The sequence below is a fragment of the Lelliottia sp. CFBP8978 genome, assembly GCF_034046055.2.
In the GTDB taxonomy this organism is placed as follows: Bacteria; Pseudomonadota; Gammaproteobacteria; order Enterobacterales; family Enterobacteriaceae; genus Enterobacter.
Genome location: NZ_CM188253.1, coordinates 4,434,650 through 4,460,588 on the forward strand (window position 1 = coordinate 4,434,650; position 25,939 = coordinate 4,460,588).

At 51.6% G+C, this 25,939-nt stretch carries 18 protein-coding genes, 1 tRNA gene and 3 rRNA genes; 6 read left to right on the top strand and 16 right to left on the bottom strand.

Annotated features, from left to right (window positions below; genetic code table 11):
* Positions 1-54: 54 nt before the first annotated feature.
* Positions 55-2,847 (bottom strand): DNA polymerase I, encoded by a 2,793-nt coding sequence (gene polA, locus SOM82_RS20815; RefSeq protein WP_320461640.1) that lies wholly within the window; start codon positions 2,845-2,847, stop codon positions 55-57.
* A gap of 439 nt (positions 2,848-3,286) precedes the next feature.
* Here polA and yihG point away from each other — a divergent pair, with 439 nt between their 5' ends.
* Positions 3,287-4,195: a 1-acylglycerol-3-phosphate O-acyltransferase, YihG family gene (gene yihG, locus SOM82_RS20820; protein WP_320461639.1), complete on the top strand. Its 909-nt coding sequence runs from the start codon at positions 3,287-3,289 to the stop codon at positions 4,193-4,195.
* Between the two features lie 15 nt (positions 4,196-4,210).
* Here yihG and dsbA read toward each other — a convergent pair whose 3' ends face one another.
* From dsbA to SOM82_RS20835, 3 genes are all read right to left on the bottom strand, one after another.
* The gene (gene dsbA, locus SOM82_RS20825) at positions 4,211-4,834 is read right to left on the bottom strand and encodes a thiol:disulfide interchange protein DsbA (RefSeq protein ID WP_154128640.1); all 624 of its coding nucleotides are present in this window, start codon (positions 4,832-4,834) and stop codon (positions 4,211-4,213) included.
* 26 nt (positions 4,835-4,860) lie between these two features.
* Positions 4,861-5,847, bottom strand: coding sequence for a serine/threonine protein kinase (locus SOM82_RS20830; RefSeq protein WP_320461638.1), 987 nt, complete (start codon positions 5,845-5,847; stop codon positions 4,861-4,863).
* A 75-nt stretch (positions 5,848-5,922) separates the two neighbouring features.
* Positions 5,923-6,192 carry a YihD family protein gene (locus SOM82_RS20835; protein WP_154128638.1) on the bottom strand — a complete coding sequence of 90 codons (270 nt, stop codon included), beginning with the start codon at positions 6,190-6,192 and terminating at the stop codon, positions 5,923-5,925.
* A 69-nt stretch (positions 6,193-6,261) separates the two neighbouring features.
* Between SOM82_RS20835 and mobA the strand changes: the two genes are divergently transcribed.
* Both mobA and mobB read left to right on the top strand, forming a co-directional pair.
* Positions 6,262-6,846: a molybdenum cofactor guanylyltransferase MobA gene (mobA, locus tag SOM82_RS20840; RefSeq protein ID WP_320461637.1), complete on the top strand. Its 585-nt coding sequence runs from the start codon at positions 6,262-6,264 to the stop codon at positions 6,844-6,846.
* A complete protein-coding gene (gene mobB / locus SOM82_RS20845; protein WP_320461636.1) occupies positions 6,843-7,358 on the top strand; it encodes a molybdopterin-guanine dinucleotide biosynthesis protein MobB in 516 nt (171 codons plus the stop codon). Before mobA ends, mobB begins: the two co-directional genes overlap by 4 nt.
* Before the next feature lie 79 nt (positions 7,359-7,437).
* Here the strand turns inward: mobB and rrf are convergent.
* The 4 genes from rrf to SOM82_RS20865 form a co-directional block, all read right to left on the bottom strand.
* Positions 7,438-7,553, bottom strand: a 5S ribosomal RNA gene (rrf, locus tag SOM82_RS20850).
* 91 nt (positions 7,554-7,644) lie between these two features.
* Positions 7,645-10,551: ribosomal RNA gene (locus SOM82_RS20855) — 23S ribosomal RNA — on the bottom strand.
* Between the two features lie 217 nt (positions 10,552-10,768).
* Positions 10,769-10,844: transfer RNA gene (locus tag SOM82_RS20860), tRNA-Glu, on the bottom strand.
* Positions 10,845-10,929: 85 nt separating this feature from the next.
* Positions 10,930-12,469, bottom strand: a 16S ribosomal RNA gene (locus SOM82_RS20865).
* Together the 16S, 23S and 5S rRNA genes with 1 tRNA gene alongside form the textbook arrangement of a ribosomal RNA operon.
* 481 nt (positions 12,470-12,950) lie before the next feature.
* On the opposite strand from SOM82_RS20865, the gene SOM82_RS20870 reads away from it, so the two are divergent.
* Complete coding sequence (locus SOM82_RS20870) at positions 12,951-13,652, top strand: FadR/GntR family transcriptional regulator (RefSeq protein WP_320460583.1); 702 nt, start codon at positions 12,951-12,953, stop codon at positions 13,650-13,652.
* 15 nt (positions 13,653-13,667) lie between these two features.
* Here SOM82_RS20870 and rbsR read toward each other — a convergent pair whose 3' ends face one another.
* From rbsR to kup, 7 genes are all read right to left on the bottom strand, one after another.
* Complete coding sequence (gene rbsR, locus SOM82_RS20875) at positions 13,668-14,678, bottom strand: ribose operon transcriptional repressor RbsR (RefSeq protein WP_320460584.1); 1,011 nt, start codon at positions 14,676-14,678, stop codon at positions 13,668-13,670.
* 3 nt (positions 14,679-14,681) lie between these two features.
* The gene (gene rbsK, locus SOM82_RS20880) at positions 14,682-15,611 is read right to left on the bottom strand and encodes a ribokinase (RefSeq protein WP_320460708.1); all 930 of its coding nucleotides are present in this window, start codon (positions 15,609-15,611) and stop codon (positions 14,682-14,684) included.
* A gap of 107 nt (positions 15,612-15,718) precedes the next feature.
* Complete coding sequence (rbsB, locus tag SOM82_RS20885; RefSeq protein ID WP_154128812.1) at positions 15,719-16,609, bottom strand: ribose ABC transporter substrate-binding protein RbsB; 891 nt, start codon at positions 16,607-16,609, stop codon at positions 15,719-15,721.
* Between the two features lie 27 nt (positions 16,610-16,636).
* Positions 16,637-17,602, bottom strand: a complete 966-nt coding sequence (rbsC, locus tag SOM82_RS20890) for a ribose ABC transporter permease (protein WP_154128811.1) — start codon at positions 17,600-17,602, stop codon at positions 16,637-16,639.
* A gap of 4 nt (positions 17,603-17,606) precedes the next feature.
* Positions 17,607-19,112, bottom strand: coding sequence for a ribose ABC transporter ATP-binding protein RbsA (gene rbsA, locus SOM82_RS20895; protein WP_320460709.1), 1,506 nt, complete (start codon positions 19,110-19,112; stop codon positions 17,607-17,609).
* A gap of 7 nt (positions 19,113-19,119) precedes the next feature.
* Positions 19,120-19,539, bottom strand: a complete 420-nt coding sequence (gene rbsD, locus SOM82_RS20900; protein ID WP_154128809.1) for a D-ribose pyranase — start codon at positions 19,537-19,539, stop codon at positions 19,120-19,122.
* 229 nt (positions 19,540-19,768) lie between these two features.
* Positions 19,769-21,637 carry a low affinity potassium transporter Kup gene (gene kup, locus SOM82_RS20905; protein WP_320460585.1) on the bottom strand — a complete coding sequence of 623 codons (1,869 nt, stop codon included), beginning with the start codon at positions 21,635-21,637 and terminating at the stop codon, positions 19,769-19,771.
* 222 nt (positions 21,638-21,859) lie between these two features.
* On the opposite strand from kup, the gene ravA reads away from it, so the two are divergent.
* Both ravA and viaA read left to right on the top strand, forming a co-directional pair.
* A complete protein-coding gene (gene ravA / locus SOM82_RS20910) occupies positions 21,860-23,356 on the top strand; it encodes an ATPase RavA (protein WP_154128807.1) in 1,497 nt (498 codons plus the stop codon).
* Positions 23,350-24,801 carry an ATPase RavA stimulator ViaA gene (gene viaA, locus SOM82_RS20915; RefSeq protein WP_320460586.1) on the top strand — a complete coding sequence of 484 codons (1,452 nt, stop codon included), beginning with the start codon at positions 23,350-23,352 and terminating at the stop codon, positions 24,799-24,801. The genes ravA and viaA overlap by 7 nt, the downstream gene beginning before the upstream one ends.
* Here the strand turns inward: viaA and asnA are convergent, their stop codons facing one another.
* Entirely contained in the window at positions 24,802-25,794 is a 993-nt protein-coding gene (gene asnA, locus SOM82_RS20920) for an aspartate--ammonia ligase (RefSeq protein ID WP_154128805.1), read from the bottom strand.
* Between the last annotated feature and the right edge of the window lie 145 nt (positions 25,795-25,939).

The window sequence follows — 25,939 nt, forward strand, 5'->3', positions numbered from 1 at the left end:
ATATTCACTGTTATGTTGCTTACTTACAGAAAAAGCCCTTACCCCGGCAAACACTTAGTGAGCTTGATCCCAGTTTTCGCCACTCCCCACTTCCACCAGCAATGGCACATCTAACTTCATGCTGCTTTCCATCAGTTCATGGATCTTTTTCGAGACCGCATCCAGATCATCCTGATGCACTTCAAACACCAGTTCATCGTGAACCTGCATGATCATTTGCACACGCGGTTTGTCTTTTTCCAGCCATGCATCAACCGCAATCATTGCGCGTTTAATGATGTCCGCAGCCGTTCCTTGCATCGGTGCGTTGATCGCCGCACGTTCAGCCCCCGCCCGACGAGCCGCATTGCTGGACGTGATATCCGGCAGATAAAGACGGCGCCCATCCAGCGTTTCGACGTAACCTTTTTCCTTCGCCTGGGCGCGCGTACGCTCCATATATTCCAGTACGCCAGGGTAACGTTCAAAGTAGAGATCCATGTACTTCTGCGACTCTTTACGCGGAATGTTTAACTGGCGAGAAAGACCAAATGCGCTCATGCCGTAAATCAGACCGAAGTTGATTGCTTTCGCACTGCGACGCTGTTCGTTGGTAACGCTGTCCAGCGGCAGACCAAAGACTTCCGCGGCTGTTGCCCGGTGGATATCCTTCCCTTCGGCAAAAGCAGTCAGCAGCCCCTTATCACGTGACAGATGCGCCATGATGCGTAGTTCGATTTGCGAGTAGTCGGCCGAGACAATCAGGTAATCCTTCGGAGCAATAAATGCCTGACGGATGCGGCGTCCCTCTTCATTTCGGACCGGAATGTTTTGCAGGTTGGGATCCGTGGAGGACAAGCGCCCGGTAGCCGCAACGGCCTGATGGTAAGAGGTATGCACGCGACCGGTTTTTGGATTGATCATCAGCGGCAGCTTATCGGTATACGTCGATTTCAGCTTTGCAAGACCGCGGTACTGCAAAATCACTTTCGGCAATGGATAGTCGAGTGCCAGTTCTTCCAGCACCTCTTCTGACGTTGACGGCGCACCGCCAGGCGTTTTCTTCAGCGGCTTGATGCCCTGCTTTTCAAACAGGATGGTCTGCAACTGCTTGGTCGAAGAAAGATTGAACGGCTCACCAGCGATCTCATGGGCTTTCTGTTCCAGCTCATTTAAACGCAGAGCGATCTCTTCGGAATGCTTATGCAAAACGGCAGGATCAATTTTCACGCCGTTACGCTCAATACGGGAGAGCACTGGCACCAGAGGCATTTCGACATTTTCGAAAATGTTGAGTGGTCCTTCCTGCTTTTGCAGTTTCGGATACATTTTCAGGTGCAATTGCAGGGTAACGTCGGCATCTTCTGCCGCATAACGACCGGCCTCTTCCAGCGCAATCTGATTAAATGTCAGCTGGTTTTTGCCTTTTCCGGCAATCTCTTCAAAGGTGACCGTTTTATGCTTGAGCCAGCGATCGGAAAGGGAATCCATATCATGACGACCCGCCACACTGTTGAGAATGTAAGATTCCAGCATGGTGTCGTAGGCAATACCGCGCAGCTCAATACCGTAGTTTTGCAAAATACCGCGGTCATACTTCAGGTTTTGCCCAACCTTCAGCACTTTTTCATCTTCCAGCAGCGGTTTGAGTAACTCAAGCACGCGCTCACGAGGGATTTGGTCAGGCGCATCGAGATAGTCGTGCGCCACCGGAACATAAGCCGCAATGCCAGGTTCCGTCGCAAATGAGAGGCCGACCATATTGGCTGAGATGTTATCCAGGCTGTCGGTTTCGGTATCAAAAGCGATGACCGGCGCTTTTTTCAGCTTCTCAATCCAGGCAATGAGCTGTGACTCTTCGAGCACGGTTTCATAGTTCTCAAAGGAGAGCGCGGTGACCTCTTCTTCAGCTTCGTCTTCAGCATCAACAACAATAGTTTCTTTTGTCTTCGCGGCTGGTTTAGCACCTTTAGCCTGCAGCCATTTACCCGCTTCGACGTCTGTTATCCAGCGCTTGAATTCGTATTGCTTAAACAGGCCCAGAAGTTCATCGGCAGCCGGCGGCTGCACTTCAAGCTGCTCACAGGTCAGTTCCAGCTCCACGTCGGTTTTGATGGTGGCCAGTTTATATGAGAGGTAGGCAACGTCTTTATTTTGCTCCAGCTTCGCAGCCATCGTTTTGGCGCCGCGGAACGTCAACCCGGCAATTTTATCGGACTCAGCGTAGAGCTTATCCAGCCCACCTAACCCCTGCAGCAATGCCTGTGCCGTTTTCTCACCTACGCCTGGAACACCCGGAATGTTATCCGAGGAGTCGCCCATCAACGCCAGAAAATCAATAATAAGCTCTGGTGGAACACCGTATTTCGTGACGACCTCTTCCGGCCCGAGGATGGTATTGGTCATGGTGTTAATCAGGGTGATGTCTGGCGTCACTAGCTGTGCCATATCTTTATCGCCGGTGCTTATCAGTACCGGGCGGCCTAACTTTTCAGCCTCACGCGCCAACGTACCAATAACGTCATCAGCCTCGACGCCAGACACCGCCAGCAGCGGTAACCCCATGGCTTTTACCATGGTATGTAATGGCTCGATTTGGGCACGCAGATCATCTGGCATCGGCGGACGATGGGATTTGTAATCTTCAAACAGTTCATCACGGAAGGTTTTACCCTTCGCATCGAACACCACCGCAGCGTGTGATGGCTGGTACTGAAGGAGCAGGCTACGCAGCATGTTTAACACGCCATACATCGCGCCGGTAGGCTCTCCTGCGCTATTGGTCAGAGGAGGAAACGCATGATACGCCCGATACAGGTATGAAGAGCCGTCGACGAGAATAAGAGGGTTTTCTGGAATCTGAACCATAGTGTCCGTGCCTTTAATCAATTAATGGCTAAAGGATGCCACAGAAGGATGAAAACATCAGTTTTTAGCACCGAATACAGGAAAAGATTTTGCGATCGTCAGGATCGCTCGCAAAAACAAACTGTGGATAAGTTTGTGCATATTTTTAATCCATATGAATAATTGTGCCATTCATGGATCTTTATTTTTATATTTATTGTTTTTAATCAGTGAGTTGAATGTCGATCGTTCTGGTATATTTCCAGTTGATGACTATTTACTCTATGTGGATATAAGAGAAGCCGAAATCGTTATCGTAGACAAATACTCTGTTTAAGCACTCATTCCAACTCATCCCGAGGTGAAAGCCCCCTGCTTTTGTCCGTTTTCTGATAAAATCAGCGCCCTTCACCTGCGGTCTGACCGTCAGGTTATATATAACCACCTGATAAATATCAATATGTCTAGACTGCCAGCTGCAATAACCCTCCTGTTAAGTATCATTTTGACGATTCTGGTAACCATCGTCTGTTCCGTGCCGATCATCATGGCTGGAATCATCAAATTACTGTTCCCCGTCCCGGCGGTGTGGCGCACTGTTTCGGGATTTTGCAATGTTATGATGTATTGCTGGTGTCAGGGACTGGCGTGGCTAATGCATCTCAACCCTCATTTAAAGTGGGATATCGAAGGGCTGGATGGCCTGAATAAGAAAAATTGGTATTTGCTGGTCGGTAACCACCGCAGCTGGGCGGATATCGTGGTGCTGTGTGTGCTATTTCGCAAACATATCCCAATGAATAAATATTTTCTGAAGCAGCAACTCGCCTGGATACCTTTTATTGGGCTGGCCTGCTGGGCGTTAGACATGCCATTTATGAAACGTTATTCCCGGAGCTATTTGATTCGCCACCCGGAGCGCCGGGGCCGTGATGTTGAAACAACGCGTCGCTCCTGCGAGAAATTTCGCGCGCAACCGACCACTATCGTCAACTTTGTTGAAGGCTCTCGCTTTACCGAAGAAAAGCATCGACAGACCCGCTCCGCCTATAATAATTTGCTGCCACCGAAAGCGGCAGGGATTGCAATGGCCATCAGCGTACTGGGAGATCAGTTCGATAAATTGCTGAACGTGACGCTTTGTTATCCGGAAAATGATAAGACGCCATTTTACGATATGCTAAGCGGCAGACTGACACGTATTGTCGTGCGGATAAATCTGGTGCAGGTGGGTGAAGAGCTGCATGGAGATTACATTAATGATAAGAACTTTAAACGTCGTTTCCAGCTATGGCTGAACACGCTTTGGCATGATAAAGATGTGCTGATAAACGATATTAAATCTGCATACAAAAACGCCGGTCATTGACCGGCGTTTTCACTTTTATTTCTTTTCAACCAGATATTTTACTGTGTCAGCGTACTGCTGAACGAAAATGTCCATACTGCTGGTATCCATCCCTTGCGGGTTCACCTGGTATTTTCCGTTCACGAACATGGCCGGAACACCCTGCAACTGGAGGTCTGCAGCAGCTTTTTCCTGCTGAGCTACCAGAGATTTCACCACGAAACTATTCCATGCAGCATCGTAATCTTCGCCTTTCACGCCGGCATCAACAAACACTTTGCGAATGTCTGCAACGGTCTGAACGGTTTGGGTTTTCTGAACGGCTTCAAACATAGGTGCGGTGACCTGATCTTCCACACCCAGCGCCAGTGCAACTGCCCATGCCTGGGTTAAGTCCTTGCCCAGAGGACCAAGGAATTCGACATGGTACTTCGTCATTTTGGTGCCTTCAGGCAGCTTTTTCTTCACGTTATCGGAAACGTGCAGAACTTCTTCAAACTGATAGCAGTGTGGGCAATAGAATGAGAAGAACTCCAGCACCTGAGGCTCACCGGCAACCGGCTTTTCGAGGGTATTGAACTGCTTGCCATCGCTGAATTGAGCAGCAGATGCGCTAAATGCCAGAATCATACCTGCCAGCGCCAGCCATATTTTTTTCATGATCAACTTTCTCCTGATGTGTCCGATTAATACATTGGCGTTAATTGTAGAGGCGGTTCATTCAGAACCTTAACCTGCTCAATAAATGTGGTTGTCTGGCTGCGCCAGTAATCTTCCCCGGTAAGCCATGGGAAATTTTTAGGGAACGCGGGATCGTCCCAACGTCTGATTAACCATGCGAGATAATATACAAAACGCATGGCCCGTAAAGGTTCTATCAGCGCGATTTCGTCTGAATTAAAGGAGCTAAATTCTTCATAAGCTTCAATAATCGTTTCCAGCTGCATACGCTGTTCAGCTTTATCACCATTTAGCAGCATCCACAGATCCTGAACTGCAGGCCCCATACGGGCGTCATCAAGATCCACAAATAATGGACCGTCGCGCCAGAGGATATTTCCGGCATGGCAGTCACCATGAAGACGCAGTATTTCTGCTTCAGTGTCCCAGCGCATTGTGACAGCCTGGATTAATGCATCAGTCGCTTTCAGGAAATCAGCTTTGAGTGCAGCCGGAATCAACGTAGACGTTTCAAATACCTGCCGCGGCTCAGTTAAATACTCCTGAATGCCCATGGTAGGACGTGCGTTAAATGCTTTTTTGCGCCCGGTCTGATGGATACGCCCCAGATAGCGCGCCACCCACTCCATCTGATCAATATTATCTGCTTCAAATTGACGGCCACCCAGACTGGGGAAGACGGCAAAGAAATAACCCTGATGGGTCAACAGTGATTGATTATCAAACAGGATAGGTGCGGCGACAGGAACATCATCATTCAGCAGATCGAGCGCGAACTGGTGCTCTTCCTGGATCTGTTCTGCAGACCAACGCTGGGGACGGTAAAACTTCACGACAAAGCGTTGGCGGTCCTCGTCCTGGAACTGATAGACGCGGTTTTCATAGCTGTTTAAAGGGGTGAGCCCGGAGTCCACCCGAATGCCCTGTTCGAACAGGGCATCCATAATGGTATCCGGGTGTAATGTCTGAAAAGTAAAAGCCTTGTCGTTCATCCGATCATCCGGAAATTATACGAATGATTCAGGATATCATTTCACAGCGATTTCGGTGGCTCCTCTTACAAGGTTTTACTCTTTAATTACGCCACGGGCACGCAGTAACGCAGTTTTGAAATCTTCTTCATAATCTTTCTGAATACCAGGAATCACCGCATCTTTATCGGAGTCGCGCATTTTGAGATGGTAGATCAGAATATCATCAGAAAGGTCTGTCAGTTCGCCGTCATAACCTGACTCTTTCGCCAATTTCTGTAAGAATTGCATCAAATTCAGTTCTGGCTCTTTTTGCCAAGCGGGCTGGAGGAGTTCGATAACTTCATTCAGACGTTTGCATTTCATATGTGGTGCTCCTTTCATTTAGTGGAATACGTTAACAGGGTCAATCCCACATTAAAAGAGGCGATATTCGTGAATCAGAACCAGGAAATTACTGGGGTTGTTCTGGCAGGTGGTCGAGCAACGCGAATGGGCGGAAAAGACAAGGGATTGCAGGAACTTAACGGCAAACAGTTATGGCAATATGTTGCCGATACCCTGAGTGGACAAGTGAACAGGATTGCGATTAGCGCAAATCGTCACATCGACATTTATCAGCAAAGCGGGTATCCCGTTCTTCAGGATAATTTATCGGATTACCCTGGCCCATTGGCTGGCATTCTTAGCGTTATGAAACATTCAGACGGAGAATGGTTTCTCTTTTGCCCATGCGATACCCCCTTCATTCCAGCCTGCCTTGCTGAGCGATTGCTTCGCCAGAGGCAAGACGCACCTGTGGTATGGGTTCATGACGGAGAGCGTGATCACCCGACTATCGCTTTGATTAACAGGATATTAATTCCACGGCTTGAAGCCTATCTTGCATCAGGAGAACGGCGTGTAATGATATTTATGCGACAAGTTGGCGGTCACGCAGTGAGTTTTAACGACCTGAAGTCTGCTTTTATCAACATTAATACTACGGAAGATTTACAAAATTTTCAGGGGGGAAAATGAAACCTGTTCTGGCAATTGCGGCCTGGAGCGGCACGGGAAAAACATCGCTTCTGAAAAAGTTGATTCCTGCGCTTTGCGCAAAGAATATTCGTCCCGGGTTAATTAAACACACTCATCACCATATGGATATCGACACTCCAGGCAAGGACAGTTACGAGTTACGTAAAGCCGGTGCGGCGCAAACGATGGTTGCCAGCGCACAGCGATGGGCATTAATGACTGAAACGCCGGAAGAAAGCGCATTGGATTTGAATTATTTGGTGAGCCGAATGGACCATTCGATGCTGGATCTGGTGCTTGTGGAGGGGTTTAAACATGAACCGGTGGCTAAAATCCTGCTTTTTCGAAGCAACTCTGGACATGAAATCCATGAATTAATCCTGGATGAACATGTTATCGCAGTGGCCAGTGATGTCCCTCTCTCGCTTGCCGTTCCTGTACTGGATTTGAATGATACTGATGAAATAGTTCAATGGATTCAGGAGTGGATGATCAGACAAAAAGATCATTAGCGTTTATAGAAGAGCGTTCTATTTTTATAGCAAGACGCAAAAAGGCCATCCTTCCGGATGGCCTTTTCACTTAATTAATGCCTGGCAGTTCCCTACTCTCACATGGGGAGACCCCACACTACCATCGGCGCTACGGCGTTTCACTTCTGAGTTCGGCATGGGGTCAGGTGGGACCACCGCGCTAAAGCCGCCAGGCAAATTCTGTCACCAACACGCTTCTCCGCGCGTCAGTTAATCTGTATCAAGCTGAATATCGTCTCTTTCGCCAAAACATCTTCGGCGTTGTAAGGTTAAGCCTCACGGTTCATTAGTATCGGTTAGCTCAATGCATCGCTGCACTTACACACCCGACCTATCAACGTCGTAGTCTTCAACGTTCCTTCAGGACTCTCAAGGAGTCAGGGAGAACTCATCTCGGGGCAAGTTTCGTGCTTAGATGCTTTCAGCACTTATCTTTTCCGCATTTAGCTACCGGGCAATGCCATTGGCATGACAACCCGAACACCAGTGATGCGTCCACTCCGGTCCTCTCGTACTAGGAGCAGCCCCCCTCAATTCTCCAGCGCCCACGGCAGATAGGGACCGAACTGTCTCACGACGTTCTAAACCCAGCTCGCGTACCACTTTAAACGGCGAACAGCCGTACCCTTGGGACCTACTTCAGCCCCAGGATGTGATGAGCCGACATCGAGGTGCCAAACACCGCCGTCGATATGAACTCTTGGGCGGTATCAGCCTGTTATCCCCGGAGTACCTTTTATCCGTTGAGCGATGGCCCTTCCATTCAGAACCACCGGATCACTATGACCTGCTTTCGCACCTGCTCGAGCCGTCACTCTCGCAGTCAAGCTAGCTTATGCCATTGCACTAACCTCCTGATGTCCGACCAGGATTAGCTAACCTTCGTGCTCCTCCGTTACTCTTTAGGAGGAGACCGCCCCAGTCAAACTACCCACCAGACACTGTCCGCAACCCGGATTACGGGTCTACGTTAGAACACCAGCCATTAAAGGGTGGTATTTCAAGGTTGGCTCCACGCAGACTGGCGTCCACGCTTCAAAGCCTCCCACCTATCCTACACATCAAGGACCAGTGTTCAGTGTCAAGCTATAGTAAAGGTTCACGGGGTCTTTCCGTCTTGCCGCGGGTACACTGCATCTTCACAGCGAGTTCAATTTCACTGAGTCTCGGGTGGAGACAGCCTGGCCATCATTACGCCATTCGTGCAGGTCGGAACTTACCCGACAAGGAATTTCGCTACCTTAGGACCGTTATAGTTACGGCCGCCGTTTACCGGGGCTTCGATCAAGAGCTTCGCCTTGCGGCTAACCCCATCAATTAACCTTCCGGCACCGGGCAGGCGTCACACCGTATACGTCCACTTTCGTGTTTGCACAGTGCTGTGTTTTTAATAAACAGTTGCAGCCAGCTGGTATCTTCGACTGGTTTCAGCTCCGTCCGCAGGGACTTCACCTACACACCAGCGTGCCTTCTCCCGAAGTTACGGCACCATTTTGCCTAGTTCCTTCACCCGAGTTCTCTCAAGCGCCTTGGTATTCTCTACCTGACCACCTGTGTCGGTTTGGGGTACGATTTGATGTTACCTGATGCTTAGAGGCTTTTCCTGGAAGCAGGGCATTTGTTACTTCAGCACCGTAGTGCCTCGTCGTCACACCTCAGCGTTAGATAAGAGTCCGGATTTACCTAAACTCTCCGCCTACATGCTTAAACCGGGACAACCGTCGCCCGGCTAACATAGCCTTCTCCGTCCCCCCTTCGCAGTAACACCGAGTACAGGAATATTAACCTGTTTCCCATCGACTACGCCTTTCGGCCTCGCCTTAGGGGTCGACTCACCCTGCCCCGATTAACGTTGGACAGGAACCCTTGGTCTTCCGGCGAGCGGGCTTTTCACCCGCTTTATCGTTACTTATGTCAGCATTCGCACTTCTGATACCTCCAGCAAACCTCACAGTTCACCTTCAACGGCTTACAGAACGCTCCCCTACCCAACAACACCTAAGTGTCGCTGCCGCAGCTTCGGTGCATGGTTTAGCCCCGTTACATCTTCCGCGCAGGCCGACTCGACCAGTGAGCTATTACGCTTTCTTTAAATGATGGCTGCTTCTAAGCCAACATCCTGGCTGTCTGTGCCTTCCCACATCGTTTCCCACTTAACCATGACTTTGGGACCTTAGCTGGCGGTCTGGGTTGTTTCCCTCTTCACGACGGACGTTAGCACCCGCCGTGTGTCTCCCGTGATAACATTCTTCGGTATTCGTAGTTTGCATCGGGTTGGTAAGCCGGGATGGCCCCCTAGCCGAAACAGTGCTCTACCCCCGAAGATGAGTTCACGAGGCGCTACCTAAATAGCTTTCGGGGAGAACCAGCTATCTCCCGGTTTGATTGGCCTTTCACCCCCAGCCACAAGTCATCCGCTAATTTTTCAACATTAGTCGGTTCGGTCCTCCAGTTAGTGTTACCCAACCTTCAACCTGCCCATGGCTAGATCACCGGGTTTCGGGTCTATACCCTGCAACTTAACGCCCAGTTAAGACTCGGTTTCCCTTCGGCTCCCCTATACGGTTAACCTTGCTACAGAATATAAGTCGCTGACCCATTATACAAAAGGTACGCAGTCACCTAACAAGTAGGCTCCCACTGCTTGTACGTACACGGTTTCAGGTTCTTTTTCACTCCCCTCGCCGGGGTTCTTTTCGCCTTTCCCTCACGGTACTGGTTCACTATCGGTCAGTCAGGAGTATTTAGCCTTGGAGGATGGTCCCCCCATATTCAGACAGGATACCACGTGTCCCGCCCTACTCTTCGAGTTCACAACGCGTGCATTTTTGTGTACGGGACTATCACCCTGTACCGTCGGACTTTCCAGACCGTTCCACTAACACGCGCGCTGATTCAGACTCTGGGCTCCTCCCCGTTCGCTCGCCGCTACTGGGGGAATCTCGGTTGATTTCTTTTCCTCGGGGTACTTAGATGTTTCAGTTCCCCCGGTTCGCCTCATGCCACTATGTATTCATGACATGATAGTGTGTCGAAACACACTGGGTTTCCCCATTCGGGTATCGCCGGGTCAAAGGTTCATATCACCTCGCCGACGCTTATCGCAGATTAGCACGCCCTTCATCGCCTCTGACTGCCAGGGCATCCACCGTGTACGCTTAGTCGCTTAACCTCACAACCCGAAGATGTTTCGTAAAACATCATCGCATTGCGAAAATTTGAGAGACTCGAACACACCGCTTATCTGTTCTTATTACGGAGAACAGACACAGTGTGTCGTTTCAATTTTCAGCTTGATCCAGATTTTTAAAGAGCAAATATCTCAAACATGACTCGCAAGTCAGTTTTGAGATACAGAGGTCGGCGACTTTCACTCACAAACCAGCAAGTGGCGTCCCCTAGGGGATTCGAACCCCTGTTACCGCCGTGAAAGGGCGGTGTCCTGGGCCTCTAGACGAAGGGGACACTGAAGTCTCAATCGCAAGACGCCTTGCTATTTACTTTTCATCAGACAATCTGTGTGAGCACTACAAAGGCAGGTTCTTTCAGGTAAGGAGGTGATCCAACCGCAGGTTCCCCTACGGTTACCTTGTTACGACTTCACCCCAGTCATGAATCACAAAGTGGTAAGCGCCCTCCCGAAGGTTAAGCTACCTACTTCTTTTGCAACCCACTCCCATGGTGTGACGGGCGGTGTGTACAAGGCCCGGGAACGTATTCACCGTAGCATTCTGATCTACGATTACTAGCGATTCCGACTTCATGGAGTCGAGTTGCAGACTCCAATCCGGACTACGACGCACTTTATGAGGTCCGCTTGCTCTCGCGAGGTCGCTTCTCTTTGTATGCGCCATTGTAGCACGTGTGTAGCCCTACTCGTAAGGGCCATGATGACTTGACGTCATCCCCACCTTCCTCCAGTTTATCACTGGCAGTCTCCTTTGAGTTCCCGGCCGAACCGCTGGCAACAAAGGATAAGGGTTGCGCTCGTTGCGGGACTTAACCCAACATTTCACAACACGAGCTGACGACAGCCATGCAGCACCTGTCTCACGGTTCCCGAAGGCACTAAAGCATCTCTGCTAAATTCCGTGGATGTCAAGAGTAGGTAAGGTTCTTCGCGTTGCATCGAATTAAACCACATGCTCCACCGCTTGTGCGGGCCCCCGTCAATTCATTTGAGTTTTAACCTTGCGGCCGTACTCCCCAGGCGGTCGACTTAACGCGTTAGCTCCGGAAGCCACTCCTCAAGGGAACAACCTCCAAGTCGACATCGTTTACGGCGTGGACTACCAGGGTATCTAATCCTGTTTGCTCCCCACGCTTTCGCACCTGAGCGTCAGTCTTTGTCCAGGGGGCCGCCTTCGCCACCGGTATTCCTCCAGATCTCTACGCATTTCACCGCTACACCTGGAATTCTACCCCCCTCTACAAGACTCTAGCCTGCCAGTTTCGAATGCAGTTCCCAGGTTGAGCCCGGGGATTTCACATCCGACTTGACAGACCGCCTGCGTGCGCTTTACGCCCAGTAATTCCGATTAACGCTTGCACCCTCCGTATTACCGCGGCTGCTGGCACGGAGTTAGCCGGTGCTTCTTCTGCGAGTAACGTCAATCACTGTGGTTATTAACCACAATGCCTTCCTCCTCGCTGAAAGTACTTTACAACCCGAAGGCCTTCTTCATACACGCGGCATGGCTGCATCAGGCTTGCGCCCATTGTGCAATATTCCCCACTGCTGCCTCCCGTAGGAGTCTGGACCGTGTCTCAGTTCCAGTGTGGCTGGTCATCCTCTCAGACCAGCTAGGGATCGTCGCCTAGGTGAGCCGTTACCCCACCTACTAGCTAATCCCATCTGGGCACATCTGATGGCAAGAGGCCCGAAGGTCCCCCTCTTTGGTCTTGCGACGTTATGCGGTATTAGCTACCGTTTCCAGTAGTTATCCCCCTCCATCAGGCAGTTTCCCAGACATTACTCACCCGTCCGCCGCTCGTCACCCGAGAGCAAGCTCTCTGTGCTACCGCTCGACTTGCATGTGTTAGGCCTGCCGCCAGCGTTCAATCTGAGCCATGATCAAACTCTTCAATTTAAGTTTGATGCTCGTGAATTAAACTTCGTAATGAATTACGTATGTTCACTCAGAGACTTGGTTATTCATTTAGCGTCTTGCGACGTTTAGAATCCATGTCACTTTGAGTGCCCACACAGATTGTCTGATAAATTGTTAAAGAGCAGTGCAACGCGGCTTTCGCTCACCGTTGCGAGGTCCCGTATAATACGTTTTCCTCATTCAGAGTCAAGCGTTTATTTTCGCTTTTCTCTGTCGGCGTTCATCGCTGAACCCCTTCTGCCCCGGCGGCTTGCTTGCCGTTGTTCCGTGTCAGTGGAGGCGCATTATAGGGAGTTCTCTGACGGTGACAAGAGGAAATCTAAAAAAAGTTTCTAACCGTGTTTTTTTTCACCAAAACCGCTGTTTACAAGCCATAAATTGTTCTATTTGCTGTTTATACAGCCACAATCGCACTCCTGATGGCATACTTAATAGCATGAACAATGAAGGAATAAGAGCGATGCCATTAAGCGCACAGCAGCTTGCAGCACAAAAAAACCTTTCTTATGTGCTGGCAGAAAAGCTGGCTCAGCGGATTCTTGCAGGAAAATATGTTCCTGGAAGCATTTTGCCAGGTGAAATGGAACTGGGTGAGCAGTTTGGAGTAAGCCGTACCGCAGTCCGTGAAGCAGTGAAAACCTTAACGGCAAAAGGAATGGTGCTGCCGCGCCCACGAATCGGTACGCGCGTTATGCCCCAAAGCAACTGGAACTTCCTCGATCAGGAATTACTCACCTGGTGGATGACGGAAGAAAACTTCCACCAGGTCGTCGAGCATTTTCTGATAATGCGCAGCAGTCTTGAACCTCAGGCATGTTTGCTGGCAGCCCACCAAGGTAGCGCGGAACAAAAAGCACAGCTGAACACGTTAATGGAAGAGATGATCTTTCTGAAACAGCACTTCAATCGCCAGCGCTGGATTGAAGTCGATATGTCCTGGCATGAACACATCTATTATATGAGTGGAAATCCCTTCCTTATATCCTTTGCCTCTCTGTTCCGCTCGGTGTATCACAACTACTTTGCTTCTATTACCCAGAATGACGTGGTGAAGCTGGATCAGCATCAAGCCATTGTGGATGCAATTCAGGATAGCGACGGCCAACGTGCATTACAGGCGTGCCAGGATTTACTGGCAGCACCCCATTCAACAGGACAATAAAGAACCACAACCTGCCTAACGATCGCCACCCGCCGAAACAGAACCCCGCTCCATCAGAACAGGGGTAAGCTGCAACCGTTGCTGCTGAAGTGTGGGCTGCGCCATGCGATGAATCAGAACATCGATCGCCAGCTCGCCCAGTTCGTCTTTCGGTTGGTGAATAGTTGTAAGCGGCGGCGTCATGTAACGAGCCAGTTCGATATCGTCGTAACCAATAACCGCCATATCGTGTGGGACGCTTAATCCCGCCTGGTATAACGCCTGATAAGCACCAAATGCCATCGCATCGTTACCAATAAATACTGCCTGTGGGCGCAGCTCTTGTGCCAGCAGTTTTTGCATCGCTTCAAAACCGCCGTTAAATTCAAAATCGCCTGTAATGCGGTAACCCTCAGGAACCGGCAAACTCGCCCGATCCATGGCCGCGAGATAGCCTTCCAGTCGCAGACGCGCCGGCGTTTTATCCAGCGGGCCTGTAATACAGGCGATACGGCTATACCCTTTATCAATCAGATACTGCGTAGCCATATCGCCACCCAGCAATGAATTATCCTGAATCAGATCGCTGGTCCCGTCGAAGGGCGCCCAGTCCATCATCACTGTTGGAACCGAAGGATAGCGCTGCATGATCTCTTTCGATGGCTGGTGCGTTTCAGTGCATAGCAACAACAACCCATCGACCCGTTTTTGCATTAAGGTTTCGAGATTACGATTCATTCGCTGCTCATCGCCTTCGGTATTACACAGCACCAGGCTGTAACCACGCTCAAAACAGCTGCGTTCCACACCGCGCACTAATTCAGAATAGAAAGGATTGGTACTGGCTGTAATCAGCATACCAATAGTATGCGTTTGATTAAGCTTAAGGCTGCGCGCTAATGCCGAAGGCGCATAATTGAGGTCTTTAATTGCGGCTTCCACTTTCTCCCGAATCGCCTCGCTGACAAAGCGATCGTTATTGATAACGTGGGAGACCGTCGAGGTAGAAACGCCCGCCATGCGGGCGACATCTTTCATTGTGGCCAAGCGTTACCTCTGCTGACTCAAAAATTCATCTATCTCTTTGCGCCAAGGAACGGAAGGTTGGGCCCCTTTGCGTGTCACCGCAATAGCAGCAGCTGCATGCGCAAAACGGATGGAATCATCCAGAGACGTTCCTTCCAGCAGCGCCGTAACCAGCGCGCCGTTAAAGGTATCTCCCGCTGCAATGGTATCAATCGCTTTAACTTTAAAACCTGGAACGCGGCGGCCATCGCCATCAACGCTTGCCCATACACCGCGGCTTCCGAGCGTAATAATGACAGTACCAATACCTTTATCATGCAGAGCTTTAGCCGCACGCGCTGCGTCTTCATCATTTTCGACACTGATGCCTGTCAGCTTTTCAGCTTCCGTTTCGTTGGGTGTAATGATGTCCACCAGCGCCAGCAACTCGTCTGATAATAGACGCGCCGGAGCAGGATTAAGTACGACAGTGGTATGATTTTCATGCGCTATTTTTGCTGCTGCCAGTACGCTTTCGACCGGGGATTCAAGCTGCATCAGCAATGCTTCTGCATCAGCGATAAGATCGCGCTGAGCGTTCACACGCTCCGTGGTCAACGCCGCGTTTGCCCCTGCGTGAATACCGATAACATTCTCACCTTCAGCGTTAACGAAAATCAGCGCCACGCCGGTTGATTCTCCCTCAACCACGCTCACGGGCGCGGTATCAATATTGTCGCTTTCGAGCTGCTTACGAACGCGTTCCCCCGTATCGTCATCCCCCGTGCAGGCAATAAAGGCAATATGTGCCCCGCTTCGACCAGCAGCAACCGCCTGGTTTGCGCCTTTGCCACCGAAAGCGACCTGATAGTGATGACCGGTAACGGTTTCACCAGGGGTAGGGAAAGAATCAAGGTTAAGAATGTGATCGGCATTAATACTGCCAAGGACGACGAGGTTGCCTGCGGTTTTCATGTATGAGGTGTCCATCAGAGAGCGCCACCGGTTTTATCCGGTGGCGTATGCCACACTTTTCTTTATTTGTTGTCCCTCAGGCCGCCGTTGACGGCCTGAATCGCCTATTACTGCTTAATGACCAGCTTCAGGTCAACCGGATATTTAGCCTGGACCTTTTCACCCTTCAGCACTTTATCCGCAGTCTGAACGCCTGTTGCGCCAATCTGCTCTGGAAGCTGAGCGATAGTTGCAGCCAGTTTGCCATCATTAACGGCTTTCTCACCATCTGGCGTACCGTCAAATCCGACAACCATCACATCAGATTTACCAGCCGTTTGCAGCGCACGCAGCGCACCCAAAGCCATTTCATCGTTTTGTGCGAACACGGCCTGCACGTCCGGATGAGCCGTCAGCAAGTTCTGCATGACGTTCAGCCCTTTGGTGCGGTCGAAATCAGCGGGCTGGCTGGCCAGGACATTAAATTTGTGCGCTGCCACAGCTTGCTGGAAACCTTCGCCACGCTCACGCGCTGCGGAAGTACCGGCGATGCCCTGCAGCTCAATAACTTTCGCGCCTTCACCGGCTTTCTTCGCGATGTAGTTACCTGCAATTTTACCGCCCAGCACGTTATCAGACGCAATGTGGCTGACGACTTCACCTTTAGACGCAACACGGTCAAGCGTGATCACAGGGATTTTCGCCTGGTTTGCCATCTTCACGGCATTACCTACCGCATCAGAGTCGGTTGGGTTGATCAGCAGGATTTTGGTGCCACGAACGGTCAAGTCCTGAACGTTGGCCAGCTCTTTCGCCGGGTTGTTCTGTGAATCCAGTACCACCAGGTTATAGCCCAGTTTGTCTGCTTCTTTCTGCGCACCATCTTTCAGGGAGACGAAGAACGGGTTATTCAGCGTAGAGATCACCAGCGCGATGGTATCTTTCGCCATTGCGTTAGCACTCACCGTTGCGCTCAGCGCCACAGCAGAAACCAGAGTAGCCAGTTTTTTCATGTTCATATCAGAGATGTCCTGTAGTGTCGTCAGTTACTGTTTTTTGTTGTCTACCAGAACCGCCAGCAAAATGACCACCGCTTTGACGATCATCTGGTAATAGGAGGAAACACCTAATAAATTCAATCCATTATTCAGGAAGCCGAGAATCAGTGCGCCAATCAACGTCCCGACAATGCGGCCTTTACCGCCGGCAAGGCTTGTACCACCCAGCACGACCGCCGCAATCGCATCCAGCTCATACCCTGTACCCGCCGTGGGTTGCGCAGAGGAGAGACGCGCCACTTCGATAATACCCGCCAGCGATGCCAGCAGACCACACAGGGAATACACGATAATTTTGACTTTATTCACACTGATGCCAGAAAGACGCGTCGCCGCTTCGTTACCGCCCAGCGCATAAATATAACGACCCAGACGCGTGTGATGCAGCATGTACCACGCAGCCAGGAAAACAATTCCCATAATCCACACCGGCGTCGGAATGCCCAGAGGGCGGCCGATACCAAACCAGCCAAACAGATCGGCATTGTCGGTAAAGCCGGTATTGACGGGGCTTCCGTTGGTGTACACCATCGTGACACCGCGCAGCAGCAGCATCATAACCAAAGTAGCAATAAACGCCTGTACCCGACCTTTCGCCACAATCATCCCGGTAACAGCGCCAATGGCCGCCCCTAATGCCAGGGCGGCGGCAATAGCCACCAGCGCATTGACTTCTATCCCTACAATCGAAGCCGCCACCGCGCCGGTGAGTGCCAGCAGGGAACCCACGGACAGATCGATTCCCGACGTCAGGATCACCAGCGTCATCCCCACCGCCATAATGGCGTTGACGGACGTTTGCTGAAGGATATTGAACAGGTTATTGACGGTAAAAAAGTTCGGGCTCATGGTAGACACAATCGCGATCAGCACCAGCAGTGCGATCAGCGATTTTTGTTCTAACAGCCATGCCTTAGTGAAATAGCGGCGACCAGAAACAGCCTGGGTAGTCATCTTCTTACTCCTGATTCACGCGATTAAGCTTGCCCACAGCGGCAGCCATCAGAACTTCCTGGGTGGCCTGCTCGCGAGTGAATTCACCGCCGAGATGCCCTTCATGCATAACCATAATGCGATCGCTCATACCTAACACTTCTGGCATCTCGGATGAAACCAGAATGATGCTCAGACCGTCAGCCTTGAACTGGTTGATCAGCTGATAAATCTCTTTCTTTGCACCAACGTCAACGCCACGAGTTGGTTCATCGAGGATAAGCACTTTTGGGCGCGTCATCAGGCCACGGGCAATCGCCACTTTCTGCTGATTCCCCCCCGACAGCAGGCCGATAGCCTGTTCCATTGATGGCGTTTTCACATTAAACAGACGGATAAAATCACTCACCGCCTGCTGTTCATCTTTATGTTTTAAGCCGCCGCCGCTGCGGCTGAAATAGCGCAGAGCGGTGAGTGACATATTCTCTTTAACCGACATGCCCAGCACTAAGCCGTCGCGTTTACGGTCTTCGGAGATATAAACAATGCCATTCGCCAGCCCATCCTGTGGAGAACGGGTAACTACTTCATGTCCGTCGAGAGTGACGTAACCGCTGCTGCGCGGCAGTGCGCCGTAGAGGACTTTCATCAGCTCAGTACGCCCGGCCCCCATCAGCCCGGCCACGCCAAGGATTTCGCCCTGACGCAGCGTGAAGGAGACATCGTTTACGCCCGGCCCACACAGATTGTCGACTTTCAGGCGGACCGCGCCCGGCGTTTTGTCGAGACGCGGATATTGTTCTTCCAGCTTACGCCCCACCATCATCTCAATCAGCGAATCTTCGGTCAGCGAGGAGACTTCGCGCTCGGCAATGAATTGCCCGTCGCGGAAAACCGTCACGTCATCGCAAATCTCGAAGATCTCTTTCATGCGGTGGGAAATATAGACGATCCCGCGCCCCTGGGATTTCAGCTCGCGGATCACGCGGAACAGGGATTCCGTTTCGGTATCAGTCAGGGCGTCGGTCGGTTCATCCATAATGATGACTTTCGACTCAAAGCTCAGCACTTTGGCGATTTCGACCATCTGCTGATCGCCGATAGACAAGTCGCCCACCAGACGATCGCTCTTGAAGCGCAAATTGAGCTTCACCAGCAGTTTGTCCGCCTCGGCATACATCTGTTTCCAGTCGATTTTGCCAAAACGGTTAACGAATTCACGGCCCAGGAAGATGTTTTCCGCGATGGAAAGCTGCGGGATGAGATTCAATTCCTGATGGATAATGCCGATCCCGGCCTCCTGAGAGGATTTAGGTCCGGTGAAGGTGGTTTCTTTCCCCAGCCAGAGCAGCGAACCAGCATCACGTGCATAGATACCGGTCAGCACTTTCATCATCGTGGATTTACCGGCACCGTTTTCGCCCACCAGCGCCATAACGCGCCCGGAGTAAACGTTTAACGCTGCACCGGAGAGGGCTTTTACGCCCGGGAACGATTTATCGATCCCTTTGAGTTGCAATAATGCGTCCATGATGGCCTCAGAACGTGACGCCAGCACAGAGAATGATATTCGCATACGGGGAACACTCCCCGCTGCGAATCACCGCCTGACTGTCTGCGGTTTGTCGTTTGAACTGTTCATGCGTGGTGTAACGAATTTCTATGGTGTTTCCCTGGTGTTGTTGCAGTTGCTCGATATGAGTGAGCAACGTTTCGTGGAGTTGCGGATTATGTTGTTTGATTTCCGACGCGAGAATGGCCGTCTCAACCTGCATCTCCGCTGTCACCACATCCAGTACCTGCATAAACGAGGGCACACCCTGCGTTAACGCCATATCAATACGGGTTGTGCTGCGCGGAACCGGTAAGCCTGCATCGCAAACCACCAGCGTATCGGTATGCCCAAGACGGGAAATAACCGATGAGATTTCAGAATTGAGTACCGTGCCTTTCTTCATTTTCTTGCTCCACTAGCGAAACGTTTCGCTAACAACAAGTGTAGTCGCAAGAGTGGTCAGAAAACCATCATGAAGTAACAGAATTGTGATCAACATCGAAACGTTTCGCTAAGTGAAATGCGGAGGGGAAATAAATGCAAAACGGTAACCAGAGGGTTACCGTTTTTTATGATTGCGCCCTCTCCCTGTGGGAGAGGGTTGGGGTGAGGGCATCAGGCCGAACGGAGGCTTAAATCTCGACCTGCGTCCCCAGTTCAATCACGCGGTTAGGTGGGATTTCAAACTGATCGGGAGCGCGCAGGGCGTTGCGCTGCAGGATAAGATACAGCTTGCCACGCAGGCGCAGATACCACGGGCGTTTGCCGACAATCAGCGACTCATGGGACATAAAGAACGACGTCTCCATCATTCGGCAACTCAGCCCTTCCAGACCGCAGCGATGGAAGACCTCTTCGACGTTCGGCGTTTCGCGCCAGCCATAGCTCGCGACCACGCGCCAGAATGTCGGAGACAGCTGTTCAATCTGCACACGACGTACGTTATGTACATACGGCGCATCTTCGGTTCGCAGTGTTAGCAGAATGACTCGCTCATGCAGCACCTTGTTGTGCTTTAGGTTATGCATTAACGCAAACGGAATGACATTCAGCGCGCGGGACATATAAACCGCCGTACCCGGTACACGAACCGGCGGGGATTTTTCCAGAGACGCGATCATCGCTTCCAGAGAATTCCCGTGCTCATGCATGCGACGCAGCAGGCGGAAACGTTCGCTTTTCCAGGTTGTCATGACCACAAACATCAACAGACCTAACGTCAGCGGCAGCCAGCCGCCAGAGACAATTTTGTCCAGGTTCGCAGAGAACAACGGCACATCAATACACAGGAAGCCAACCAGAATCAGTGCAACCAGGAATTTGTTCCAGTGCCAGTTTCGGTAAGCCACGGTAGTGGAGAGAATCGACGTCAGCACCATGGTTCCCGTGACCGCGATACCATACGCCGCGGCCAGATTGCTGGAGTGTTCAAAGCTGACAATCACAATCACCACGGCAAAGTAGAGCAACCAGTTAATGAATGGAATGTAGATCTGACCGGACTCCATCTCAGAGGTATGAATAATTCGCATCGGAGACAGATAACCCAGACGCACCGCCTGACGCGTGAGAGAGAACACACCTGAGATAACCGCCTGAGAAGCGATAACGGTCGCCAGCGTGGCGAGGATCAGCATCGGTACCAGCGCCCAGTCAGGTGCCAGCAGGAAGAAAGGGTTCTTAATCGCTTCAGGATTTTTCAGCAGCAGCGCACCCTGACCAAAGTAATTTAGCACCAGAGACGGCAGCACAACAGAGAACCATGCCAGACGAATCGGCAGCTTACCGAAGTGGCCCATATCTGCGTACAGCGCTTCCACACCGGTAATCGACAGCACGACAGCGCCGAGCGCGACAAACGACACGGTTTTGTATTCGAGGAAGAAGTGGACCGCCCACATTGGGTTCAGCGCCTGCAGCACTTCCGGGTTGGAAAGAATACCGCGCAGCCCGAGCGCCGCCAGGATCAGGAACCAGGCCAGCATAATCGGCGCAAACAGCTTACCCACCAGCCCAGTGCCATGTTTCTGAATCATAAACAGCAGGGTAAGGACAATAATGGCGAGTGGAACAACCCAGGTCTCAAGCTGCGGCGCGATAATCTCAAGCCCCTCGATCGCCGAGAGGACCGAAATCGCAGGCGTTATCACCACTTCTCCATAGAAGAAACTGCCCCCGATCAACCCGATAATCACCAGGAACGAGGTCATTTTGGCCGATGTATTGCGCCCGGCAAGGGACATTAACGTCAGGATCCCACCTTCACCGGCGTTATCTGCACGCATGACGAAAGAGAGATACTTTACGGAGACGACAAGGATCAGCAGCCAGAAGATGAGTGACAAAAAGCCAAAAACGGCGTCACGCTCAACACCAAAACCAAACTGACCGGACAGACATTCGCGAAGCGTGTAAAGCGGGCTGGTGCCGATATCACCGTACACAACCCCGATTGCCGCAAGCGTTATTGCGCTTAATGATTGCTTCTTATCAGTGCTCATAGACTTGTCTTTTCGCTATATAACAAATGTGTGCTTAGTCCCTTGGCGCACAAAAAGGCGCACAGTATGCACGATTAATCGCAAGATCGTACCCCTAAATGCAACCGCATTAATGTAGCGCAAAGAAAATAGCGCCACACTTCAGCCTATTACCAGCCCATGCTGAAACGTCTATACTCGCATCAATTAGCTGCAACGCCGCCGAAAGGACGCAAACCTATTATGGCTCACTCACATCTATTAGCAGAAAGAATTTCCCGCCTTAGCAGCGCGCTGGAAAAAGGACTTTTCGAACGAAGTCATGCCATCAGGCTCTGTTTGCTCGCTGCGCTCAGTGGTGAAAGTGTGTTCCTCCTGGGACCGCCCGGCATTGCCAAAAGCCTGATTGCCCGCCGACTGAAATTTGCCTTTCAGAATGCACGCGCTTTTGAATATTTGATGACTCGTTTCTCGACACCTGAAGAGGTGTTCGGCCCCCTCTCCATTCAGGCGTTAAAAGATGAAGGTCGCTATCAGCGTCTGACGGCGGGCTATCTTCCCGAGGCAGAAATCGTCTTTCTGGATGAGATCTGGAAAGCCGGGCCTGCCATCCTGAACACCCTGCTCACCGCCATCAACGAACGTCGTTTTCGTAACGGCGCTTATGAAGAAAAAATTCCGATGCGTCTGCTGGTCGCGGCATCTAACGAACTGCCGGAGGCGGACAGCAGTCTCGAAGCACTCTATGATCGAATGCTGATTCGCCTGTGGCTGGATAAAGTGCAGGATAAGTCCAACTTCCGCTCCCTGCTGATCAGCCAGCAGGATGAAAACGAAAACCCGGTATCGCCTTCGTTGCAGGTGACGGATGAAGAGTATCAGCAATGGCAGATCGATATCGGGAAAGTGAAACTGCCTGACGCCGTATTTGAACTGATCTACATGCTGCGCCAACAGCTGGATTTACTGCCTTCTGCACCTTATGTCTCTGACCGCCGCTGGAAAAAGGCCATTCGCCTTTTGCAGGCCAGCGCACTGTTCAGCGGACGGGAATCCGTCGCGCCCATCGATCTTATCCTGCTAAAAGATTGTCTGTGGCACGATGGCGAAGGGATGAATCTGATGCAGCAGCAGCTGGACATATTGATGACCGGGCACGCCTGGGGGCAGCAGGCGATGCTCAACCAGCTGGGTGCGATTACCCAGCGCCGCATCCAGCTCCAGCAGCAGCAAAGTGATAAAACGGCGCTGAAGGTGAGCCGTCTCGGCGGCATGTTCTCGCGCAAACCGCACTATGAACTCCCCGCCGGGATGACTGAAAGCTCTTTGACGCTGTTGCTGCAGCAGCCGTTGAAACTCCACGATATGCAGGTTGTTCACATTACCGTTGAGCGCGAAGCGCTGGCACAGTGGCTGGACAAGAGTGGCGAAATCCGCGGGAAATTAAACGGAACGGGCTTTGCTCAAATACTGAATCTGGAAGTGGACACCAGTTTGCACCTGGTGATCCGCGATGTGAGTTTGCAAGGTTCTCGCCTCGCGCTACCGGGGACCGCCTCGGACAACGTTCCGGAAGAAATTAAACAGCAACTCGACGCGCTGGATAATGAATGGCATCAGCAGCATACGCGCTTCAGCGAGCAGCAAAAATGCCTCTTTATTCATAGCGACTGGCTAGGCCGAATTGAAGCCAGCCTGCAGGATGTCAGCGCGCAGATCAAACAGGCGCGTCAATGCTGACGCTGGATACGCTCAACGTCATGCTGGCGGTCGGGGAAGAAGGGTTGATCGAAGAGGTCCTTCTGACCTTACTGGCCTCTCCCCAGCTGGCAGCATTCTTTGAAAAGTTTCCGCGCATTAAAAAAGCCGTCACCGACGATTTACCGCGCTGGCGCGACACGCTTCGTCAACGGCTTAGAGAGACGGAAGTTCCGCCGGAACTGACCGAAGAGGTGGCGTGTTATCAGCAATGCCAGCGGCTTTCCACCCCTCAGTTTATCGTCCAGCTCCCGCAGATCCTGACGCTACTCGATAAAGTACATTCTCCTTACGCTTCCCAGGCCCGCAAGCTGGTATCGGACAACGCCACTTTTACTCCTGCGCTGCACACCCTGTTCTTACAGCGCTGGCGGCTGAGTCTGGTGGTACAAACCACCTCGCTTAACCAGCAGCTACTGGAAGAAGAGCGCGAACAGTTGCTCAGTGAAGTACAGGAACGTATGACCCTAAGCGGTCAGCTGGAACAGGTACTGGTGGAAAACGAAAATTCCGCCGGTCGTCTTTGGGATATGAGTGCCGGGCAAATCCGGCGCGGTGATTATCAGCTGATCGTTAAATACGGTGATTTTCTGGCGCAGCAGCCCGAGCTGATGCAGCTTGCAGAACAGCTTGGCCGCTCACGAGAAGCGAAGTCTGTACCCAAAAAAGATGCGCCAATGGAAACCTTCCGCACGCTGGTGCGCGAACCCGCGACCGTGCCGGAGCAGGTGGACGGGCTACAGCAGAGCGATGATATCCTGCGGCTACTGCCGACAGAGCTTGCGACGCTGGGGATGACCGAGCTTGAATATGAATTCTATCGGCGGCTGGTGGAGAAACAGCTTCTGACCTATCGCCTGCACGGTGAATCATGGCGAGAAAAAATCAGCCAGCGCCCGGTTATCCATCAGGATTTTGACGAGCAGCCTCGCGGGCCATTCATCGTCTGTGTGGATACATCCGGTTCGATGGGCGGCTTTAATGAGCAATGTGCCAAAGCATTTTGTCTGGCACTGATGCGCGTTGCGCTCGCCGACCGACGTCGCTGCTTTATTATGTTGTTTTCCAGTGAAGTGGTGGGGTACGAGCTCACCGGTCAGCAGGGCATCGAGCAGGCGATCCGCTTTTTAAGCCAGCGTTTTCGCGGCGGGACCGATATCGCCAGCTGTTTTCGCTCGATCATAGAACGAATGCAGGGCGGAGACTGGTATGACGCGGACGCCGTGGTCATTTCCGACTTTATCGCCCAGCGCCTGCCGGATGATGTCGTCGGAAAAGTGAAGTCGTTACAGCGGGACCATCAACATCGCTTTCACGCCGTGGCCATGTCTCAACATGGCAAACCCGGCATTATGCGCATTTTCGATCATATCTGGCGCTTTGATACCGGGTTGCGTAGCCGCCTGGTCAGACGCTGGCGGCGTTAATTAAAGAAGGGAATCAACGCTTGCACGAACCTGTTGCGGCCATACGCCACACTGCACCTGTCCAATGTGGGACAATTGCAGCAGCAGCATCGTCAGTCGAGACTGACCAATACCCCCGCCGATAGTCTGCGGCATCTCTCCGCGCAGCAGCGCCTGATGCCATTCAAGTTTAAGGCGATCTTCGTCCCCGGTCACCGCCAGCTGACGCTTCAGCGCATCCGCATCCACACGAATCCCCATTGAAGAAAGCTCAAACGCATCTTCCAGAACAGGGTTCCACACTAAAATATCGCCGTTCAGACCGGCTAACTCACGCTCATCAGTCGTGCTCCAGTCATCATAATCCGGCGCACGCACGTCATGGCGCTGTCCATCAGAGAGTTTGCCACCGATACCGATCAGGAATACCGCGCCCAACTCTTTAGCGATCGCTCGCTCACGACCTTTGGCATCGAGATCCGGGAAACGGCTCAACAGATCCTGGCTATGCACGAAGTGGATCGACTCTGGCAGGAACGGTGCCAGTCCGAATTCTTCGCTCACCGCCGCTTCGGTCGCTTTGATCCCCGCATAGATCGCTTCAACGGTAGATTTCAGCGTGCCAGTGTGACGTTCGCCATCCCCCATCACACGCTCCCAGTCCCACTGGTCTACATAAACAGAGTGAATAGCTGTCAGGCGGTCTTCATCGGGGCGAAGGGCTTTCATGTGCGTGTAGAGCCCTTCGCCCGCGCTGAAGTCGTGTTGCCCCAGGGTTTGACGCTTCCATTTCGCGAGTGAATGAACCACTTCGAACTGAGCGTCTGGCAATGTTTTCACTTTTACCTGTACCGCTTTTTCGCAACCAGACAGGTTATCCTGTGTCCCATCGCCTACGCGACTCAGAATGGGAGCCTGAACTTCAATCAGACCAAGCTTCTCTTCGAGCTGACGTGAAAAATGGGATTTAACGAAACTGATCTGGCGTTGTTTTGCGATGTAAGCGGTTTTCATTTTTATACTCCTGCGTCCTGTTGATATTGATTAAGCAACAAAAACGGGATGCAATTCAATAATCCAACAACAAAAAGCCTCTCTCACTTTTGATTCGATAAAATAAGACGCTAGAATAGAGTGATTACTCAATCTTCATAAGAAA